The 19434-nt window shown below is 68.4% G+C and carries 15 protein-coding genes; 11 read left to right on the top strand and 4 right to left on the bottom strand.

Annotated elements, in window-relative coordinates; all coding sequences use genetic code 11:
- Positions 1-108 precede the first annotated feature (108 nt).
- Positions 109-1272, top strand: a complete 1164-nt coding sequence (locus DVK03_RS17045) for a pyridoxal phosphate-dependent aminotransferase (RefSeq protein WP_008609988.1) — start codon at positions 109-111, stop codon at positions 1270-1272.
- Between the two features lie 45 nt (positions 1273-1317).
- Here the strand turns inward: DVK03_RS17045 and DVK03_RS17040 are convergent, their stop codons facing one another.
- Positions 1318-3420 (bottom strand): histidine kinase N-terminal 7TM domain-containing protein, encoded by a 2103-nt coding sequence (locus DVK03_RS17040; RefSeq protein WP_115803853.1) that lies wholly within the window; start codon positions 3418-3420, stop codon positions 1318-1320.
- Between the two features lie 148 nt (positions 3421-3568).
- Between DVK03_RS17040 and DVK03_RS17035 the strand changes: the two genes are divergently transcribed.
- From DVK03_RS17035 to DVK03_RS17000, 7 genes are all read left to right on the top strand, one after another.
- Complete coding sequence (locus DVK03_RS17035) at positions 3569-4159, top strand: TetR/AcrR family transcriptional regulator (protein WP_006600907.1); 591 nt, start codon at positions 3569-3571, stop codon at positions 4157-4159.
- Positions 4156-5622 (top strand): MATE family efflux transporter, encoded by a 1467-nt coding sequence (locus DVK03_RS17030; protein WP_004064615.1) that lies wholly within the window; start codon positions 4156-4158, stop codon positions 5620-5622. The genes DVK03_RS17035 and DVK03_RS17030 overlap by 4 nt, the downstream gene beginning before the upstream one ends.
- Before the next feature lie 380 nt (positions 5623-6002).
- A complete protein-coding gene (locus DVK03_RS17025) occupies positions 6003-6920 on the top strand; it encodes a DUF106 domain-containing protein (protein WP_158543173.1) in 918 nt (305 codons plus the stop codon).
- Positions 6921-7024: 104 nt separating this feature from the next.
- Positions 7025-7486, top strand: coding sequence for a hypothetical protein (locus DVK03_RS17020; RefSeq protein WP_115803851.1), 462 nt, complete (start codon positions 7025-7027; stop codon positions 7484-7486).
- 870 nt (positions 7487-8356) lie between these two features.
- Positions 8357-9079: a hypothetical protein gene (locus DVK03_RS17010; protein WP_004064622.1), complete on the top strand. Its 723-nt coding sequence runs from the start codon at positions 8357-8359 to the stop codon at positions 9077-9079.
- A gap of 184 nt (positions 9080-9263) precedes the next feature.
- The gene (secY, locus tag DVK03_RS17005; protein ID WP_004064623.1) at positions 9264-10730 is read left to right on the top strand and encodes a preprotein translocase subunit SecY; all 1467 of its coding nucleotides are present in this window, start codon (positions 9264-9266) and stop codon (positions 10728-10730) included.
- A 123-nt stretch (positions 10731-10853) separates the two neighbouring features.
- Positions 10854-13289: an amino acid permease gene (locus DVK03_RS17000; protein WP_115803850.1), complete on the top strand. Its 2436-nt coding sequence runs from the start codon at positions 10854-10856 to the stop codon at positions 13287-13289.
- A 6-nt stretch (positions 13290-13295) separates the two neighbouring features.
- Here the strand turns inward: DVK03_RS17000 and DVK03_RS16995 are convergent, their stop codons facing one another.
- Positions 13296-14147: an ABC transporter permease gene (locus tag DVK03_RS16995; RefSeq protein ID WP_115803849.1), complete on the bottom strand. Its 852-nt coding sequence runs from the start codon at positions 14145-14147 to the stop codon at positions 13296-13298.
- Positions 14144-15127, bottom strand: a complete 984-nt coding sequence (locus DVK03_RS16990) for an ABC transporter ATP-binding protein (RefSeq protein ID WP_115803848.1) — start codon at positions 15125-15127, stop codon at positions 14144-14146. The genes DVK03_RS16995 and DVK03_RS16990 overlap by 4 nt, the downstream gene beginning before the upstream one ends.
- Before the next feature lie 108 nt (positions 15128-15235).
- On the opposite strand from DVK03_RS16990, the gene DVK03_RS16985 reads away from it, so the two are divergent.
- The 3 genes from DVK03_RS16985 to DVK03_RS16975 all read left to right on the top strand — a co-directional run bounded on the left by DVK03_RS16985 (position 15236) and on the right by DVK03_RS16975 (position 18634).
- Positions 15236-16003: a V-type ATP synthase subunit D gene (locus tag DVK03_RS16985; RefSeq protein WP_115803847.1), complete on the top strand. Its 768-nt coding sequence runs from the start codon at positions 15236-15238 to the stop codon at positions 16001-16003.
- Between the two features lie 64 nt (positions 16004-16067).
- A complete protein-coding gene (rdfA, locus tag DVK03_RS16980) occupies positions 16068-16856 on the top strand; it encodes a rod-determining factor RdfA (RefSeq protein ID WP_115803846.1) in 789 nt (262 codons plus the stop codon).
- Complete coding sequence (locus DVK03_RS16975; RefSeq protein WP_115803845.1) at positions 16853-18634, top strand: archaea-specific SMC-related protein; 1782 nt, start codon at positions 16853-16855, stop codon at positions 18632-18634. The genes rdfA and DVK03_RS16975 overlap by 4 nt, the downstream gene beginning before the upstream one ends.
- Positions 18635-18676: 42 nt before the next feature.
- Here DVK03_RS16975 and DVK03_RS16970 read toward each other — a convergent pair whose 3' ends face one another.
- The gene (locus DVK03_RS16970; RefSeq protein ID WP_115803844.1) at positions 18677-19393 is read right to left on the bottom strand and encodes a hypothetical protein; all 717 of its coding nucleotides are present in this window, start codon (positions 19391-19393) and stop codon (positions 18677-18679) included.
- Positions 19394-19434: the final 41 nt, after the last annotated feature.

The raw sequence follows: 19434 nt of genomic DNA, 5'->3' as shown, positions 1-19434 counted from the left end.
ACAGGTGGTACGTCGGCCTCATCGCATTAAAACGTTCGTCGGGGTGGGCGACCCGGCGCGTCGAGCGCGTCCGCCAAGCTTCTTGTGTCAGCCAGTCCCAGCCCACGTATGCCGACACCGTCCCCCTTTTCTCGACGCATCGGGAGCGAGCGCGTCGCGGGAACCCGCGAGTCCGTCATCCGGGAGATGACCCGCGAGGCGCACGAACACGACGCCATCAACCTCTCGCAGGGGATTCCCGACGAGGACGAGACCCCCGCGAGCGTGAAGGAAGCCGCCAAAGCCGCAATCGACACGTCGAGCCAGTACACCATCACGTGGGGGCTGCCGGAACTCCGCGAGGCGGTCTCGGAACGCTACGCCGACTGGAAGGGCGTCCGCTACGACCCCGAAACGGAGGTCACCGTCACCACGGGCACGAGCGAGGCCGTCGTCTCGACGCTCCTCGCGCTCTGCGACCCCGGCGACGGCGTCATCTACTTCGAGCCGACCTACGAGAGCTACATCCCCGCCGTCCAGTTCGCCGGCGGCGAGCCGATGCCGCTCGACATCACCGACGGTCTCGAACTCGACGCCGACGCGCTGTGGGACGCCGCCGAGGACGCGTCCATGCTGATTCTCAACCACCCGCACAACCCGACGGGAAACGTCTTTTCGCCCGCCGAACTCGAACTCGTCGCGGAGGTCGCCGCCGAGGAAGACCTTATCGTCGTCACCGACGAGATATACGAGCACATCGTCTACGCCGACGACTACGTCAGCCCCGTCGAAGTCGACGGCCTCGCCGGGCGGACCGTCGTCTGCACGGGGCTGTCGAAGACGTACTCCGTGACGGGTTGGCGCGTCGGGTTCGCGCTCGCGCCCGAACCGCTTTCGGCCGAGTTGCGGAAGGTCCACGACTACACGAGCATCTGCGCGCCGACGCCGTTCCAGCGGGCGGGCGTCGAGGCGCTGTCGCTCCCGGCGGACTACTACGACGACCTCTCGGACGCCTACGAGCGCCGCGGCGAACTGCTGTACGACGGCCTCCGGGAGGTCGGCCTCGACCCCGTGAAACCGGACGGCGCGTACTACATGCTGACGCGCTATCCGGGCGACGCCGACGACACCGAGTTCGCCCACAGACTCGTCCGCGAGGCCGGCGTCGCGGTCGTCCCCGGGAGCAGTTTCTACACCGAGGGCTCCGCCGACTGGGTCCGGTTTACGTTCTCCCGAAACGAGGCGACCATCGAGGAGGCGCTGCGGCGGCTCGACGAGAACCGCTTTTGGTAGCTCGGCGGCGGTCCAGTAGCGGCCTAGTCGGCCAGTGGCCCGCCGTCAGGCGTCGTCCGACGACGCCGGCCCCGACTCCTGCGCCGAGTCCCCGGCGCGCTCGACGCCGCGAATCACGAACCGCGCGCCGGCGTCCGCAACGTCCTCGTAGCCGACCGACCAGCCGTGAGCGTCCGCGATGGTGCGGACGATGGCGAGGCCGAAGCCGGTGCCGTCGTCGGCCGTCGTGAAGCCGGATTCGAAGAGCTTCGGGCGGTCCGCCGGCGGCACGCCGGGACCGTCGTCCTCGACGAAAAAGCCGTCGCGGGTCGCGCCGACCGTGACGGTCACGCCGTCGCCGACGTGTTCGACCGCGTCACCAGACGCAGTCTGGTTGCCCGTGGAACCATGTTCCACGGCGTCGTCGGGAGAATCCCGACTGCCCGTCGAGCCGTGCTCGACGGCGTTTCGAAACAGGTTCTCGAACAGCTGGAGGAGCCGGGTCCGGTCGGCGGCGAACGACGCGCTCGCTTCGATATCGAGCGTCGCGGCCCCGGTTTCGACGTTCGTCCACGCTTCGGCCGCGACGGCGTCGAGCGAGACCGTCTCGTGTTCGTCGACCGTCCCGCCGCGGGCGAGCGCGAGCACGTCGGCGATGATTTCGCCCATGCGCTCGTGAGCCGCCTCGATTCGCTCGACGTGGTCCGGGTCGGGGCGGTCGGCCTCCTTCACCAGTTCGAGGTAGCCCTCCGCCACGTTCAGCGGGTTCCGCAGGTCGTGGGAGACGATGTTGGCGAACGTTTCGAGCTGTTGTTCGTGCTTCCGTCGGTCGGTCACGTCCTGGGCGTTGACGACGACGCCGCCGACGACGGGGTCGTCGAGGAGGTTCCGACACCGGACGCCGAAGACGCGCCACCCGCGAGTCGAACTGCGGAACCGGAGTTCGGCGGTGGCGTCCTCGTCGGGGCGCTCCAACGCCTCCCGAAACGTCTCGATGGCGGCGTCCTCGTCGTCGGGGTGGAGGAACCGCCGCAGCGACCGCACCTCGCTCGGGTCCTCGTCGGTCCCGAGCGTCTGGGCGGCCGAGTCGCTCAGATAGGTGACCGAGCCGTCGGCGTCGAGGACGAAGATGAGGTCGGAGGCGTTCTCCGTGAGCGCGCGGAACCACCGCTCGCGGACGCGGCGCTCGGTGATGTCGTGGAGGATGTGCAGGTGGCCGCGAACCGCGTCTCGACCGTCGGTCACGGCCGACCGGTCGACCTCGAAGTGCCGCGCCTCGCCGTTGTCGTCGACGACCCGCAGTTCCCCGCCGGATTCGAGCGCCTCGACGGTCTCCGGGTCGAACGCGTCGGCGACGGGCGAGCCGAGCGGCGGGTGTGAAACGTCGAACAGCGCCCTCGCCGCCGGGTTGCTGTCGGCCAGTCTGCCCTTCCGGTCGACGACGAGGACGGGGTCGGCCATCCGCTCGATGACGAGGTCGCGCGCGATGGGGCTGATGTCGAGGATGCGGTACCGCGAGAGCCCGACGGCGAGCAGCGACGACGTGGCGGCGAACGAGATAGCGATGGGGTTCGCGGGCGAAAACGGTATCAGGAGATAGACCGCGCCGACGACGGCAGGGATGAGGGTTGCGACGAACAGGACCAGCGCCTGCTTCCGGTATATCTGTCGGCTCCGGAGACAGTGGACGCCGAGGACGACGAGCGCGGCTCCGATGGCGACGTAGCTGTAAACCACGTCGACCCAGAACAGCGGCCCGGGAACGACCTCGGTCGCGGTGATTCCGCCGACGGTCGCAAACGACAGCGACTCCCACAGAAGCGCGTGGACGCCGAGGGCGTTCGTCGCCACACCCGCGATGGCAAACGCGGGCCACACGGCGAGCAGCGCGGCGGTCCGCCGCGAGACCCACCGCTCGTAGCCCGCGATTTCGAGGGCGAAAAGCAGGGTGAAAAACACCGACGACTCCGCGGGAATCGGCTCCAGCGCGAACCACAGAAGCCGGGTGAACGGCGAGTCAGCGAGGAGGAGAAACGCCTCGAAAAGCGACCAACAGCCGGCGCTGACCGTGAGGGCGATGAACCACCGACCGCTCGGTTCGTCTCGGTATCGCCACCCGTAGCTCGCGACGCCGGCGGATATCACGGCCGCGAGGAAGAGCGCACCCACGTACGGTGACAACGAGAAGGTCACTACTACGTCGGTAGCCGACTCGGCTACTTAGAGACACCGGCAGTCGGACGGCTGTGGGATTCTCTGACGGGGAGATTCGCGGTCCAAAGCCTCTTAACTGACCGGTTAGTAAGCCCGACAGAAGATGGACGCAGAGACCAGAGCCGAGATACTCGAAGCGACCAATCGGGCGCTCTGCGAACACGGGTACGCCGGCCTCACGGTACAGCGAATCGCGGACGAGGCGTCGGTGACGAGCGCCGCGATTCACTACCATTTCGACACGAAAGAGGAGCTTTTGAACGCGTTTCTCGACGACTTAATCGGGCGGTTCGAGTCGGAGCTGTCGTGTGAGTCGGCCGACCCGCGGACGCGACTGAATACGGTTCTCGACGCGGTGTTCAGCCCGAAGAACCCCGGAGCGGACGGCTTTCCCGTGGCGGTCATGGAACTGAAGGCCCAAGCGCCCTACCACGAACTGTTCCGCGAGCGCTTCCTCGACTTCGACGGCGTGATGCGGGAGGTCGTCGCAGACATCGTCCGCGACGGCGTCGACGGCGGAGAGTTCGACGAGACCGACCCCGAGAAGATTGCGCGGCTCATCACGACCATGAGCAACGGCGCGCACGCCCGCGTCGTCGCGCTCGACGAACACCCCGCAGAGACCCGACGAATCGTCGAGGACGCGCTGGAACTCCACCTCGGCTGGCGGCCGGACGCGAGGGCGGACGAATGAGTCTGTTCAAGGGGCAAGACGAGCTCAACCTCACCGAGGGCGGCATCGTCAAGCCGCTTCTCTACCTGTCGCTACCCATCGTCGTCACGAACCTCCTCCAGACGGCGTACAACCTCGCGGACACGTTCTGGCTCGGCCAGTACTCAACGGAGGCGCTGGCCGCCATCTCGTTCGCCTTCCCGATGGTGTTTCTCCTCATCTCGCTCGGGATGGGGCTGTCCGTCGCCGGAAGCGTCCTCGTCGCCCAGCACACCGGGGCCGAGGAGACGGACAAAGCCGAGTACGCGGCCTCACAGACCGTCACGTTCGCGTTCCTCGGCTCCGCGATGCTCGGCGCGTTCGGCTACCCGCTCGTCCGACCGTTCCTCGATTTCCTCGGGGCCTCGCCGGACGTGTTGCCGGGCGCGACGGCCTACATGCAGGTCATCGCGCTCGGCCTGCCGTTCATGTTCGGCTTCTTCGTGTTCATCTCGCTGATGCGCGGGGCGGGCGACACCATCACGCCGATGCTCGTGATGTTCGGGACCGTCGTCCTCAACGTCGTCCTCGACCCGTTTTTCATCAACGGATGGGCACTCGGGCCGGTACAGTTCCCCCGACTCGGGATTCAGGGCGCGGCCATCGCCACCGTCATCTCGCGAGTCCTCGCGATGGTCGTCGGCATCGCCATCATGGTGTCGGGGTCCAGAGGCATCCAAATCCACCTCACTGACATGCGCCCGGACTTCCGATATCTGCGGAAGATTCTCCGCATCGGCATCCCCGCCAGTGTCGAGGGGACGGGTCGCGCGCTCTCTATCAACGCGCTTCTCATCGTCGTCGGGCTGTTTTCGACCTCCGTCGTCGCGGCGTTCGGTATCGGGACCCGCGTGTTCTCGGTCATCTTCCTCCCCGCTATCGCCGTCGCCCGCGGCGTCGAGACGATGTCCGGCCAGAACATCGGCGCGGGGAAGTACGACCGCGCGGAGCAGGCGAACTACGTCGCCGCCAAGGGGCTGTTTTTCGTCCTCGGCCTGCTCGGCGTCGCCATCTTCTTCGTTCCCGAACCCATCGTTTCGGTGTTCACCACCAACGCCGAGGTGCTCGACGTGGGCGCGGAGTTCCTGCGATACGTCTCGCTGTCGTTCGGCTTCATCGGCATCATGCGGGCGTTCACCGGCGGCTTCCGGGGTGCGGGCAAGACCCTCATCGCCGCGGTGATATCGGTCGTCACGCTCGCCGGCATCCGGCTTCCGGTCGCCTTCGTCGCGTCGCAGGGGCTCCTGCCGACCGACGTCTGGTTCCTCGGGAGCACCGACGTTCGGGGCATCTGGATCGCCTTTTTCGTCTCGAACGTCGTGGGCGCGGCCATCGCGTGGCTCTGGTTCCGCCGGGGGACCTGGCGCGAGGGCGACGTCCGCGGGACGCCGGCCGGCGGCGAGTTGGAGAACGACGACGTGGAGCTATCGAGCGGGATGGACTGAAAGGCGGGTCGCTGTCGCGGACCCGCCGGGTATCGACCACCGAGAACCGGGCGACCACGGCCGCAAATCGGGTCGGCGGGCGAACACCACCGTGTCCGGAGTAAATCGAAGCTCCAGTTGTCGTCGGAGATAACGGGAGGCGACGAACTGTCGACCGGTGACCGCGAACGACCCGTTCGAAGGTGTGTGCCGCAGCAGAGACGATACTATCTGTGTCGCGTTGTTACCGATAGCTCTATCATGTTCGCGTCTCAAATTTGAGAGGGCAGAGTCGAGGCGGCCGTGACGGCTCGCGAGACTCCCCCAGCGGGCCAGCGCCGGCACGGTCGGTTCCGGCGGAGGGAAGCGTTGATAACGACCGCTCGAATAGGGGCGAGTGAATGCCCGCAGACTCTTTAGAGACGTTACTGGACAATCCGGCGATGCGGGAGGCGGTCTCGGTCGTCGTCGAACGGTCGAAACGGGGGACCGAAGAACTCCGCTGGTGCGACGTGAACGACGCGCTGTCGAGCGGTCAGTGGGGCCGCCTCATCGAGCGCGGCGTCCTGACCGACGCTGCCGCCGGCGGCTTCGTCCTGTCCGACCCGGACCGAATCGCCTCGAAACTGCAATCGCGCGACCCCGGCGTCGAGGGCGGGAGCGACGACGCCGATTCGTCGTGGTCTCGGTGGGACAGACTCGGCGCGCTCGGCGTCGTCGTCCTGTTCGCCGGCTACTGGAACGCCGGCGTTCGAAACGCGGTCGCCGGCATCGACAACGTCGTACTCGGGGCGCTGGCGCACTCGATACCGTTCTACGCCGTGGTCATCGTCCTCGCCGCGGCGACCGGCCTCTACTCGACCGTGATGCAGGACCGACTGAAGGACACGGAACTCCTCGAACGCCACCAAGCCCGGATGGACGACCTGAAGTCGCGCCGGGAGGCGGCGAAAGAGCGCGGCGACGACGACGCGCTCGAACGCATCGAGGCGGAGCAGATGGAGGCGATGGGCGACCAGTGGAGCGTCATGAAAGCGCAGTTCAAGCCGATGGTCTGGATAATGCTCGTCACCATCCCGGCGTTTCTCTGGATGCGCTGGAAGGTCCGCGGCGGCCACGTCGCCGCCGGCTCCGCGCACGTGATTCTCCCGCTCGTCGGCCGGGTGGGCTGGCAGGACGCCGTCTTCGGCCCCATGCCCGCGTGGATTGTCTGGTACTTCCTCTGTTCGTTCGCCGCCAGACAGCTCTGTCAGAAGTTCCTCGGTATCGACCCCTCCGGGACCGCTCGCTCGGACTCGGAGTCCACGACCTCGTCCTGAGCGACGCGAACTGCCCCTCGAAACTCGCATCGAGGAGGTTGTGACAACCCCTAAGTGATTTTCAAATCGGTTCGTATAAACCGACGCCGCGACGAGAGTTCGACATGGACCGCGAGGAATCCGAGCGGCGAGAGTCGAGCGGCTCGCCCGCGACGACGCCCGAACTCGTCGAAAGCGAAATCGAGGCGCTCGTCGAGTACGTCGAAAACGGTCGGGCACGCGGAGCGCCGAGCGGACGCCGCAACAGGGGCGAGAACCGCGACGGCGACGGGGACGGTGGAGGCGGAGACGGGGGCGAAGGCGAAGGCGACGACCCCGGCGACCGAAACGGCGACGCGCTCGACCGTGAGGCGGCGATAGAGCGCTTCCGCGGGCCGGACGAGGTGCTCACGCGAGTCGTGCCGCACGCGGGCTACCTCGAAATCCACAAGCGCGCGCCGTGCGCCGAGGGCTGTCCGTCGTGCCCGCACGGGCCGGCCGTCTACCACGTCCGGTGGGAGCGCCACCCCGGCGGAGAGGACCGGCTCCATTGGATTCTCATCGGCCCCGAGGTCGGCGCGAACTGAGTTTCCGTCGCCGGCTCCGGGGTCGGCTCAGCTGTCGCCCGCCGCGGTTGAGCGCCACCCGCGAGTCGGACTGCACCCGCGCACCAGTGCACCAGCGCTCGCAGGGGAGACGCATCGCTCGCGTTGTGGAGCATTCGAGTCACTCTTGCGCGGGAAGGCGTGTCTGTGTCGCGTCGAACAGCCGGGCGACGAGCGGCCGCGAAGCGGGTCAGGGGGTGGCCACGCGCGAGCGCGACGTGCGTCGTGACGACGCAGCCGCCCGCGACGACGCCGACCCACATCAGGAGGTGACCCGCGCCGGGGTCGAACGACACGCCGACGAGCCACGGTCCGACGAGGGTACCCGCGGACTTCGTGGCGTCGGAGGGGCCGCCACGCGCCGCGAGCGTAACGGGCCGGGACAGGCGACGCCCAACAGGAGGACGCTGACGACGGCGTCGGCGTCGTCCGCCGGGGCCGCGGAACACGACGGCCGCGACGGCGAGCGCCGCCGCCGACGCGAGGTCGGCGCCGAGCGTCGTTCGCGCGAGCGAGCGTTCGACCGGCAATCGCGGCTGCGGACTCGTCATGGCTGTCGACCGCGCACCCGCCGACGCGATGCCGAAACAAGGGGGAGTGCGCCGGATGGGGTGTCGCGTGTCGAAGCGGTCAACGGTGGCGACACCGGGCAGGCTAAACCACCGAAGGGGCTGTCAGATCGAAGACGACGGATAGCAGTTGGCCGCTTCGTGGCCGTGAAACACGGCAATCGGTGGTTTGGCGTGGATGCTTATAGTCTTTTTCAAGGACTAATGTTTCGAAACAGCCGACAACCACTTAGTGATTGCCAAACCGAAAACGACACCGCGGCTGCCCGACCACACCACACCGATGAACCGCGCTTCCGTCGCCCGTTTCACTCGTCTCGTCACCGCAGTCGGGGCCGCCTTCGTCCTCGCCGGACTCGCCGTGCAGGTCACGACGCTTCGACTCGGAGTTCCGCACCTCCAGTGGGGGCTCCGAGCCGCGAGCGACGCCGAGGTGTTGGGCGTCGGCCTCTGGTGGGTCGCCGTCGCCACCCGCCTCGTCGGGCCGCGGCGCACCCAACGACGTGTCGGCCGGGAACGCGACCCGACGCGGCAGGCGGTCTACGTCACTCGCGGACTGCTCGACGCGCTGTTGGACCGGGCCGCGCGGGCCGAACCGAGCCGCGAATCGCTGTCGCTCGGCACGACCGCCGCGGGCGAGTTAGACGGGGCGGAGTCGCTCGACGCGACCCGACCGGTGTTCAGCCATTTCGTCCACCCGAGCGCCGGCGCGGCGGTCCGGGGCGTCTTCGGCGTCGACCTCTCGACCGCGCCGGGGCGGACGCCGGGGCAGTTCGTCTCGCACCCGTGGGGACCGCTGGCGGCGACGAAGCGCGACACGCTCCGCGAGGTCGTCCTCGTCGCGGTCCCGCCGTGGGACGACGACTGCGTGGCCGCGTTCGACCGTGCGGGGCGGCGGCGTCCGCTCCGCGTCGTCGACGCCGAACCGTGCGAGTCGTTCGACGAGGCGATTTCGGCGGCCGGTCCCGCGGCGTCTCCGCCGACCTCCTCGGCGGCGGACGGATAGTCACCGCATCGATACAGTTATACACGACGGCTGGCCACGACTGACTGAACCGCCGATTCGCGAGCACAGCGACGGCGTCCGGTGCGGCCCCCGTGCAGCCCCCCGTTCTGACGCCGCTCGCGTAGTGACGACGCCGGTCGGCGCGACAGACCATGCAATCGCCAACAGCCACTCGCAATCGACCATGAGTTGGAAAGACACCGCAGCGCCAGTGCTGAGTCGGATGCCCGCCGTGGCCCGCCCGGAGGGTCACGTCCCGTTCCGCCGAAAGCTCGGCTGGACCGCCGGGATTCTCGTCCTGTACTTCTTCCTGACGAACGTCACGCTGTTCGGCGTCGGGACCGGGAGCCAGGACGTCTTCGGACAGTTCCGCTCCATCCTCGGCGGGGGACAGGGAACCGTCCTCCAGTTGGGTATCGGTCCCATCGTCACCGCGAGCATCGTCCTCCAACTGCTGCAAGGCGGGGACTTGCTCGGCCTCGACACGGACGACCCGGGCGACCAAATCCTCTATCAGGGCCTCCAGAAACTGCTCGTCTTCGGGATGATTGCCCTCCAAGGCCTCCCCATCGTCTTCGCCGGGGGCTACCTCCCGGCCGACCCCGCGGTCGCGAGCGCTCTCGGCGTCGGCGCGGTCGGCGTGAAGTGGCTCATCTTCGCGCAGATATTCGCCGGCGGCGCGCTCGTGTTGTTCATGGACGAGGTCGTCAGCAAGTGGGGCGTCGGCTCCGGCGTCGGCCTGTTCATCATCGCCGGCGTCAGCCAGCGTCTCGTCGGCGGCCTCTTTGCCGACCCCGCCATCGGCGCGTCGACGACCGGCATCGTCTCCGAGTGGGCCCACGTCCTCGCCGGAACCGAGACGGTCCCGTCGCTCGCGACGGCGAGCGGGGTACAGGCGCTCCTGTTCGGCGTGGGGGGCGTCGTCCCGCTCGTCACGACGCTGCTCATCTTCGGTATCGTCGTCTACGCCGAGAGCGTCCGCGTCGAAATTCCGCTCTCGCACGCCCGCGTCAAGGGCGCTCGCGGTCGCTTCCCGGTGAAGCTCATCTACGCGAGCGTCCTGCCGATGATTTTCGTCCGCGCTCTGCAAGCGAACGTCCAGTTCGTCGGGCGCATCCTCAACAGCCAGTGGGCCGGCATGCCCGCGTGGCTCGGTCAGTACACGAGCGGGCAGGTCACCGGCGGCCTGTTCTACTACCTGAACCCGATTCACGCGCCCAGCCAGTGGATGTGGTGGCTCGGGTCGGCGTCCCAGGAGCCGTGGCAGATTCTCGTCCGCGTCGCCATCGACCTGACGCTGATGCTCGTCGGCGGGGCTATCTTCTCCATCTTCTGGGTCGAGACCGCCGACATGGGCCCGGAGGCGACCGCGCGGCAGATTCAGAACTCCGGGATGCAGATTCCCGGCTTCCGCCGCAACCCGCAGGTGATAGAGCGGGTCATGGAGCGGTACATCCCGCAGGTGACGGTCGTCGGCGGCGTCCTCGTCGGCCTGCTCGCCGTCATGGCGAACATGCTCGGCACCATCGGCGGCGTCTCGGGGACCTCGCTCCTCCTCACGGTCTCCATCACGTACAAGCTGTACGAGGAAATCGCGGAGGAACAGCTCATGGAGATGCACCCGATGATGCGGACGATGTTCGGCGGGTAGCGCGCCGGAACGCACCCGCTCGAAAAACACCCGCATGCTGCGGGTGAGAGCCCGGCGACGGCGGCTCGAACGCGGCCCGTCGCCCATCGGGCTTTTTCTATCCGGCCTTCGAGGGTTCACCTGATGGCCGACACGCAATCGACCGCGGGGAGCGGCGACGCTCCCCCTGAGGAGTCGGTGGAAACGGAGCTCTCGCGCGACATGAGTCTCGCCGACATCACGTTCATCGGCGTCGGCGCGATGATCGGCGCGGGCGTCTTCGCGCTGACCGGGTTCGCGGCTGGGCTGGCCGGCCCGGCGCTCACGGTGGCGTTCGTACTCAACGGGCTGGTGGCGATGTTCACCGCCGTCTCCTACGCCGAACTCGGGGCGGCGTTCCCCGAGGCGGGCGGCGGCTACCTCTGGGTGAAAGAGGCGCTGGCCGACCCCAACGGCTTCTACGCCGGGTGGATGAGCTGGTTCGCCCACGCCGTCGCGTGCGCGCTCTACGCCGTGACGTTCGGCGTCTTCCTCACCGAGTTCTTCGTGGTGTTCGCCGGCCTGCCGGACGGGTTCGTCCTGTTCGGACTCGTCGACCGCCTGCTCGTCGAGAAACTGCTCGCGGTCGTGATGGTGCTCGCGTTCGCCTACATCAACTACCGCGGGGCCGAGGAGACGGGGAAGGCGGGCGTCGTCGTCACGACCATCAAGATTCTCATCCTCGGCGTCTTCGTGGCCTTCGGTATCCTCGCGACGGTGCGCGAGCCGAACTGGACGGCGACGTTCCTCGATAGTCCGTCGTTCGCGCCCAACGGCCTCGTCGGCGTCATCGGCGCGATGGGCTTCACGTACATCGCCTTCGAGGGCTACGAGATAATCGTCCAGTCGGGCGAGGAGGTCGTCGACCCCGGCACCAACGTCCCGAAGGCGGTGTTCTACTCGATGGCAATCGTGGTCCCCATCTACGTCCTCGTCGCCTTCGCGGCCATCGGCGGCATCGACGTGACCGCCGAGCTCGCGGGGCGCGCGGGGCTCACGACCGCCGCGCCGACGTGGCAGGTCCTCGGGAACCTCGGTGAACTCGGCATCATCGAGGCCGCCGGACAGTTCGTCCCGTACGGCGTCCCGCTCCTCCTGTTCGCCGGGCTCGCGGCGACGATGAGCGCGCTCAACGCGACCATCTACTCCTCGTCGCGGGTGTCGTTCGCCATGGGCCGCGACCGCGTCCTTCCGGGCTTCTTCGGGCGCATCCACGACGACAAGCGGACGCCCCACTGGGCAATCGGGCTCTCGGCGGTCCTCATCGGGCTCATGGCCGTGTTGCTCCCCATCGAGAGCGTCGCGGCCGCCGCCGACATCATGTTCATCTTCCTTTTCATCCAGGTGAACTGGACCGTCGTCAAGATGCGGGCGACCCACCCCGACCTCCCGCGGACGTACGAGATACCGTACATGCCGTGGCCCCCGCTCGTCGGCATCGTCCTCCAGTTCATCCTGACGCCGTTTTTGCTCCTCGAACTCGGGCTGACGCCGGGACTCGGCGCGGGCTCCGAGGGCTTCGTCGCGCTCGTGACCACGGCCGTCTGGATGGCGCTCGGACTCGTCGTGTACTACGGCTACTCCGAGGGCAAGGAGGCCGAAAAGCTCGAAGCAGAGACCCCGACCGTCGTGACCGAGCGCGCCCCCGAGCGGCGCGAGTCGCAGGTGCTCGTCCCGATTGCCAACCCGGAGAACGCGGCGCAGTTGATGCGGACCGCCATCGACGTGGCGCGCGACCGCGACGCCGAGATTCTCGTGATGAGCGCCGTCGAAGTGCCGTCGCAGACGCCGATTTCGGAGGGGCGGCGGTTCGTCGACGAGAAGCGCGAGACCATCGCCGCCGTGATGGAGCTGGCGACCGACGCCGGCGTACCCGTCGGCGGGACCGTCAGACTGGGCCACGACGCCGGAACGGCCATCCTCAACACAATCGAGGAACACGACAGCGACGCGGTGTTGATGGGCTGGCGCGGCCGGGGTCGCCGCCGCGACTACATCCTCGGGAGCAACGTCGACGAGGTCGTGACCAAGGCCCCCTGCGACGTGCTCGTCGAGCGCATCGGCCCGACGGACGGCGAGGTGGATTCGATTCTCCTGCCGACCGCGGGCGGCCCGCACGCCGAACTCGCCGCCGAGGTGTGCCGCGCCATCGCGCGGACCAACGACGCCACGGTGCACGTCATGAACGTCGTCGCGGCCGACGCCGGCGAGCGCGACCGCGAGGACGCCCAGCGCCGGGTGAATTCGACGGCCGCGGCGCTCGGTGACGACGAGTTGGTGACGACCTCGGTCCGCGAGGGCGACGACGTGGCGGCGACCATCGTCGCCGTGACCGAGGCGTTCGACCTGACGGTCATCGGGGCGACCAGAGAGGGCCTGCTCCAACAGCTCGTCTTCGGCGCGATTCCGGAGACGGTCGGCCGCGACGCCGCGAGCACGGTCATCATGGCGAAGCGCGACCTCGGCATCATCTCGTGGGTGACGCGGTGGTTCAAGCGCCGCCGCGACGACGACCACGTCCCGAACAGTGGCGGCGAGTGAGCGGCCTCACTCACGCCACGGAAGCAGTCGCGCCGAGAGCGCGAACAGCGCGACGGTGAAGCCACAGAGGACAGCGAGGTCGAAGACGGCGGTCAGGAGTTCGCCGCCGGCGACCGCGGCGCGAACGCCGCGCGCGAAGTAGGTGAGCGGGAGCGCGTCGATAACCGGGCGGAGCGCCGCTGGGAGTCTGGACGCGGGGACGAACGTGTCCGCGAGGAGGACCATCGGGATGCCGACGGCGTTGCTGGCGGCGATGACGCCGTCTTCGGAGTCCGCGAGCGAGCCGACGAGGGAGCCGAGCCCGCAGAACAGGGCGATGCCGACGACGAGAAAGGCGACGACCAGCGCGTCGCCGCCGAGCGAGGGGGCCGCGCCGAGGTCGCCGACGGCGGCGAGGACGCCGACGAGCAGGACGCCCGCGAGGCCGATGAGCGCGACGTTCACGGCCGCGTGCGCGGAGAGCCACTCCAGACGCGAAAGCGGCGTCGTCGCCAGCTTCTCGAAGCGGCGGGACGCCCGGTTTCGCGCGACGGTGCTTCCGACCCGCGACAGTGGCGTCAACACGACGACGACGCCGAGATACGCGGGCAGATAGTAGGTGTCCGAGCGGGAGAACAGACCGCCGGTCGCGCCGGTCTTGACGAGGACGCCGAAGATGAGGACGATGAAGACGGGAAAGAAGAACGTGAAGAAGACGGCCGTCCGCCGCCGGAGGAACGCGCGCGTCTCGGCGACGGCCTCCGCGCGGACCCGGCGGGTCGCCCCGGCGAGAGCGCGCGACCGACCGCCGTCGCCCGTCTGTTTCGTCTCGGCCGCCGGGGACGTCTCGTCCGTTCCGCCCGCCTCCGTCGCGCTCATCGCGTCACCCCCGCGTCGCCAGCGACGCCCGCCGGACCGGCGCTCGCGATGCAGTCGTGGCCGCGCTCGCTGGCGAGGTTGAGATACACGTCCTCCAGCGTCGGGTGGACGAGACTCACTTCCTCGTAGGCGATATCGGCCGCGTCGAGATGGTCGAGCATCGCGGTCAGGTCATCGGGACCGGCGTCGAAAAAGCGGTACTCGTAGTCGCCGTACCGGCGGCCGTCGAGGGGCGTCGCGTCGAGGTCGAGCGCGCGCGGGCACTCGGTCCGGACCGCGAGTCGGGTCTCGCCGCCGAAGCGCTCGACGAGGTCCCGGGGCGGACCGACGCGGACGAGTTCGCCGTCGGTGAGAAGCCCGACGCGGTCGGCGAGGCGCTCGGCTTCGGCCATGTAGTGCGTCGTGAGCACGACGGCGGTCCCGTCGTCGGCCAGCGAGTCGACGAGGTCCCACACGTCGCGGCGACCAGCGGGGTCGATGCCGGTGGTCGGCTCGTCCAGAAACAGGAGTTCGGGGTCGTTGACGAGCGCCGCGCCGACGCAGACGCGGCGCTGTTGACCCCCCGAGAGGTCGGTGTAGGCCGTCGCCGCGTCCTCGTCGTCGAGGCCGACTCGGTCGAGCACCTCGTCGACCGGTCGCGGGTCGGGATAGAGCCCGGCGTAGTAGGAGACGAGTTCGCGGCCCGTGAGTCGCCGGTGGGGTGAGAACTCCTGGGGGAGCACGCTCAGCCGCGAGCGGTCGACCGCGGTCGGGGACTCACCGAACACCCGAATCGAGCCCTCGGTCGGGGTTCGCGTCCCCGTCAGCAGACCGATGAGCGTCGATTTCCCGGCTCCGTTCGGACCGATGAGCCCGAACACCTCCCCGTTGCGAACGTCGAGCGACACGTCCCGAACCGCGACAGTGTCGCCGTACTGTTTCCGCACGGCCGTCGCCGTGACCGCCGGGCGCGTCGACTCGGCGGCCGCGTGTCTGGACATACTCGTGTTCGAGTCGATATTGACAACGGCTTAGTCCTTGTCAAATAGGCCGGATACGTGTCGGTGACACAACTATATCAACCGTCGGGACGGACCGTATCGTAGACAATGCCAAACCGGCGACACCGGCGGACGGCCCCGACGCACCGCGAGTTGCTCTCGGTGACCGACGAGTTAGCGCTCGCGCGGAAGGGAGAACGCATCCTCGAACGCCGACGCGACAGTCTCGTCTTCGTCCTCCTCGACCTCTTGGACCGGTGGACGGAACTGCGCCGCGAGACCGACGAGGCGTTCCGCGAGGCGACGGACCTCCACGTCTGGGGCGCAGAGCGGGAGGGCGAAATCGCGCTTCGCACGCTCTCGGAGGCGCGGAGTTCTCACACGGAGCTCATCATCTCCGAGACGAAGCTCGTCGGGCTGACCGTCCCGTTCTTTCTGAGCACGTCGGCGCGGCGGTCGCTCGACGGGCGAGGGTACGGCGTCCTCGGTACGAGCGCGCTCGACGACGAACTCGTCGGCTCCTACGAGTCGGTCGTGGAGGACGTCGTCAGGCTGGCGGAGATACGGGCGGTTCTCCTGCGCCTCCTCGCGGAGATTCGGCGGCTCCGGCTCCGCGTCAACTACCTCACCCAGCGGCTCATCCCGGAGTTGGAGGTGGAAAAACGGTATATCCGCCGATACCTCGACGAGCGCGAACAGGAAGAGCGCTTCCGACAGTTCCGGACCAAACAGCGCAACGAACGACGGCAAGCGGAGCGACGGGAAGCGGAACGGCGGAAAGCAGAACAGCAAGAAAACGAGCGACGGGAAGCCGAGCAACAAGAAAACGAGCGGGGGGTGGAGACGCGACGAGCCGACGGCGGCGACCGCGACTGAGACGAGGTCACCCGCCAAGCGTAGTCTTATTACCGTCGCGCCACCAGTTCCGTGCAACGAGACAATGTGCAAGGTCGACGTGGCAATCGAACGGTACGGACTCGCCGCGCCGACCGGCAGGTACGACTCCGTCGACGACTATCTGCTGGCGCGGTGGACCGGGGCCGACGGCGGCGAAAGCGAAGGGTACAAGTCGCTCACGACGTGGTTCAACAAGCGACTGCTCGCGCGCGTCTACGAGCGGAACGGTCGCGACGTGACCGACGTGCGCCTCGACGCGGAGTACGAGGCCCTCGTCGGTGACGACGAACTCGACTACGGCGACGTGGCCGCGGACCTCGCCACCGACGACATCGACGCCGACGAGGTGACGGGCGCGATGGCGTCGTGGAGCACGATGCGACGCCACCTCAACGGCTGCCTCGACGGCGAGAAGCCGACCGTCGAGGCGTCCTCGGACTGGGAGCGAAACAGCGTCGACATCGCGCGCGAGACGGTCGTAGAGAAGGCCGAATCGGCGCTCGCGTCGCTGGGGAAGAAAGGGCGACTCGCCGGGGCCGAGGACGCCGGCGTCGACGTGCAGGTGAAGGTGTCCTGCGCGGAGTGCCCGACGCGGGTCCCGCTCGAAGACGCGCTCGACCGCGGGTTCGTCTGTCAGGAGCACCACGCCGGTGCCGACGAGATGGCCGAGGAGGCCGTCCGCGAGACCGGCGTCGCGCCCGACGGCGGGGCCGACTCGGGCGGGCGGCTCCGGGCGGTGCTCCCCATCGGCGCGCTCTCCAGCGCCGGCCTCGCGCTCAGCGAGTACACCGGGACGGCGCTCGAACTCGTCGCGGCCGCCGGAATGGCATGAGCTGGCACCTCGACGTGGAGCACGTCGCCGGGATTCGACGCGGGAGCGCGACGCTCGAACCGGGGTTGAACGCCGTCCGCGCGAGCAATTGGCAGGGGAAATCGAGCTTTCTCGCCGCGATAGCGACCGTCCTCGGGACGGCGTCGCCGCTGACCGAGGGCGCGACCGAGGGGCGCGTCTCGCTTTCGACCGACGACGGAGAGTACGCGGTCGAGTTGGCCCGAGACGGGAGGAACGTCCGGACGACCGGCGAGCCGTATCTGTCCGCCGAGGCCGACCGCGTCTGCGCCGACCTGTTCGCGTTCCTCGGCGAGGAAAACGAGATTCGGCGGGCCGTCCGCGAGGGAGACGACCTCGAACCCCTCCTCACGCGACCGCTCGATTTCGAGGATATCGACGCGAACATCGCCGAGGCGCGCCGCGAGCGCGACCGCGTGGACGAGGCGCTCTCGGAGGCCGAAGACGCGGCCGACCGCCTGCCGACGCTGGCCGGGCGGGTGTCGGAACTCGAAGCCGAGGTCGAGGAGTTAGAGGCGAAGCGCGCGGCGGCCGACGCCGCCGGCGGAGACGAGACGCGCGAGGCGCTCAGCGACGCCCGCGCGGAGCGCTCCCGCGTCCAGAGCCGCATCGACCGACTCGAATCGACCGCCGAGCGGGTCCGAGAACAACTCGACGCGCGCGAGGAGGAACTCGACGGACTCGACGTGGAAGACGACGAGGAACTGGCGCGCGAACTCGACGCGGCGAAGCGGGAACTCGACCGGCAGGAACGCGATATCGAGCTTCTTCGGGGCGTCTACGACGCGAACCGCCGCGTCGTGGCCGAAGACCGGACCGAACTGCTGACCGACGTGACCCACGGCGTCGTCGACGACGAACTCGCGTGTTGGGTCTGCGGTGCCGAGACGGACGCCTCGTCGGTGACCGAGCGGCTCGACGACCTCGCCGAGCGTATCGAACGCCGAACCACGGCGGCCGAAGCCAGCCGAGAGCGCGTCGAGGAACTCACCGAGCGCGTCGAGTCGCGCGAGAAGCGACGCCGACGCGAACGGGAACTTCAGACCGAACTCCGAGAGCTCCGCGAGCGCCGGTCGGACCTCGAACGCCGCCTCGACGACGCGCGCGAACGCGACGCCGAACTCGCCGAGCGTATCGACGACCTCCGCGAGCAAATCGAATCAGATTCCGAACAGGTGACCGATATCGAAAGCGAACTGAAGTACGCGAACGCGCGTCTCGACGACGCGAAGTCGGAACTCGAATCGGCTGAATCGGAGGCCGAAAAGCTCGAGTCACTGCGTTCACAGCGACAGTCGCTGACCGAGGAGATAACCCGTCTCCGGCGGCGAAAACAAGAGATAAAGAAAGAGACACGAGACGCGTTCGACGACGCGATTCGCGAAATCGTCCCGCTGTTCGAGACGGGGTTCGAGAGCGCGCGGTTGACGAGCGAGTTCGACCTCGTCGTCGCCCGCGACGGCCGCGAGGCGTCGCTGGGCGCGCTCAGCGAGGGCGAGGTCGAACTCCTCGGGCTGGCGACGGCGCTCGCGGGGTACCAGGCGTTCGACGTGGCCGAGCGCGTGCCGGTCATGCTCGTGGACCGCCTCGGCGGCATCGCCGACGAGAACCTCGGTCGGCTGACCGAGTATCTCTCCGGGACGGCGACGTATCTCGTGATGACGGCGTATCCAGAGCACAGCGCCGTCGAGGGGAACGATATCGACCCCTCGGAGTGGTCTGTCGTCTCGGACTCGGCCGCCGCACGGGGAGCCGAATAAAGCCCGCGACGGGTCAGCGGTCGTATTCGGAACCCGTGTGTCTCACTCCAGCGTGAGCGAAAAGCCCCACGCCGCCTCCTGTCTCCCGCCGTCGGACCCCGAGAGCCCGCCAGTAGCGAAGTCGGCCTCGAAGCGGAACTCCCCGACCGGGAGACAACTCGCTTCTTCGCCCTCGGACTGGGCGACGCCGTAGAGGTCCACCAGTGCCGACTGTGATTCGCCGGGGTCGAGCGAGAGAATCCGATACTCCTCGGTCACGGCGATGTTGTCTTCGAGCCGCCAACAGCCCGCCTCGACGGGGTACTCACCGCCCGCGGGGAGGAAGATGAGGTCGTTCGTCGTGTCCGAGACGTACTGGAAGAAGACCGTTCTTCCCTCACCGACCTCGACGACCTCGTCGCCGGTGTTCGTCAGCGTGATGCGGACCTGCGGCGGGTGCTCGTCGGTCGCGAGGTCCTCCGTTATCTCGATGTCGTGTTCGACGGGCACGTCGGGCGCGTCGTCGACGCTGACCAGTGAGATGCCGGGACCGCCGGACGGGCGGGTGCCGCCGGCTCCGTCGTCGGTGCCGTTTCCGTCCGGAAGGTCGTCCGTCGTGTCCGTCGGCTCGTCGGTCGTGGGGTCGTCAGTCGGCGTGTCCGTCCGTTCGTCGTCAGTCGGCGCGCCGTCGTCCGACCCGCCGTTGCCGACACAGCCGGCGAGGAGGCCAAACGAGAGGAGGGCGGTCGAACCGAGGACGGTGCGTCGTGTCAGGGACATACCCAGTAGTCGTCGCGGACGGGAATAACCCTACGCGAGAG

Source organism: Haloferax sp. Atlit-109R, from assembly GCF_003665865.1.
Lineage (GTDB): Archaea > Halobacteriota > Halobacteria > Halobacteriales > Haloferacaceae > Haloferax > Haloferax volcanii.
This window is presented reverse-complemented; position numbering and strand designations above follow the sequence as displayed.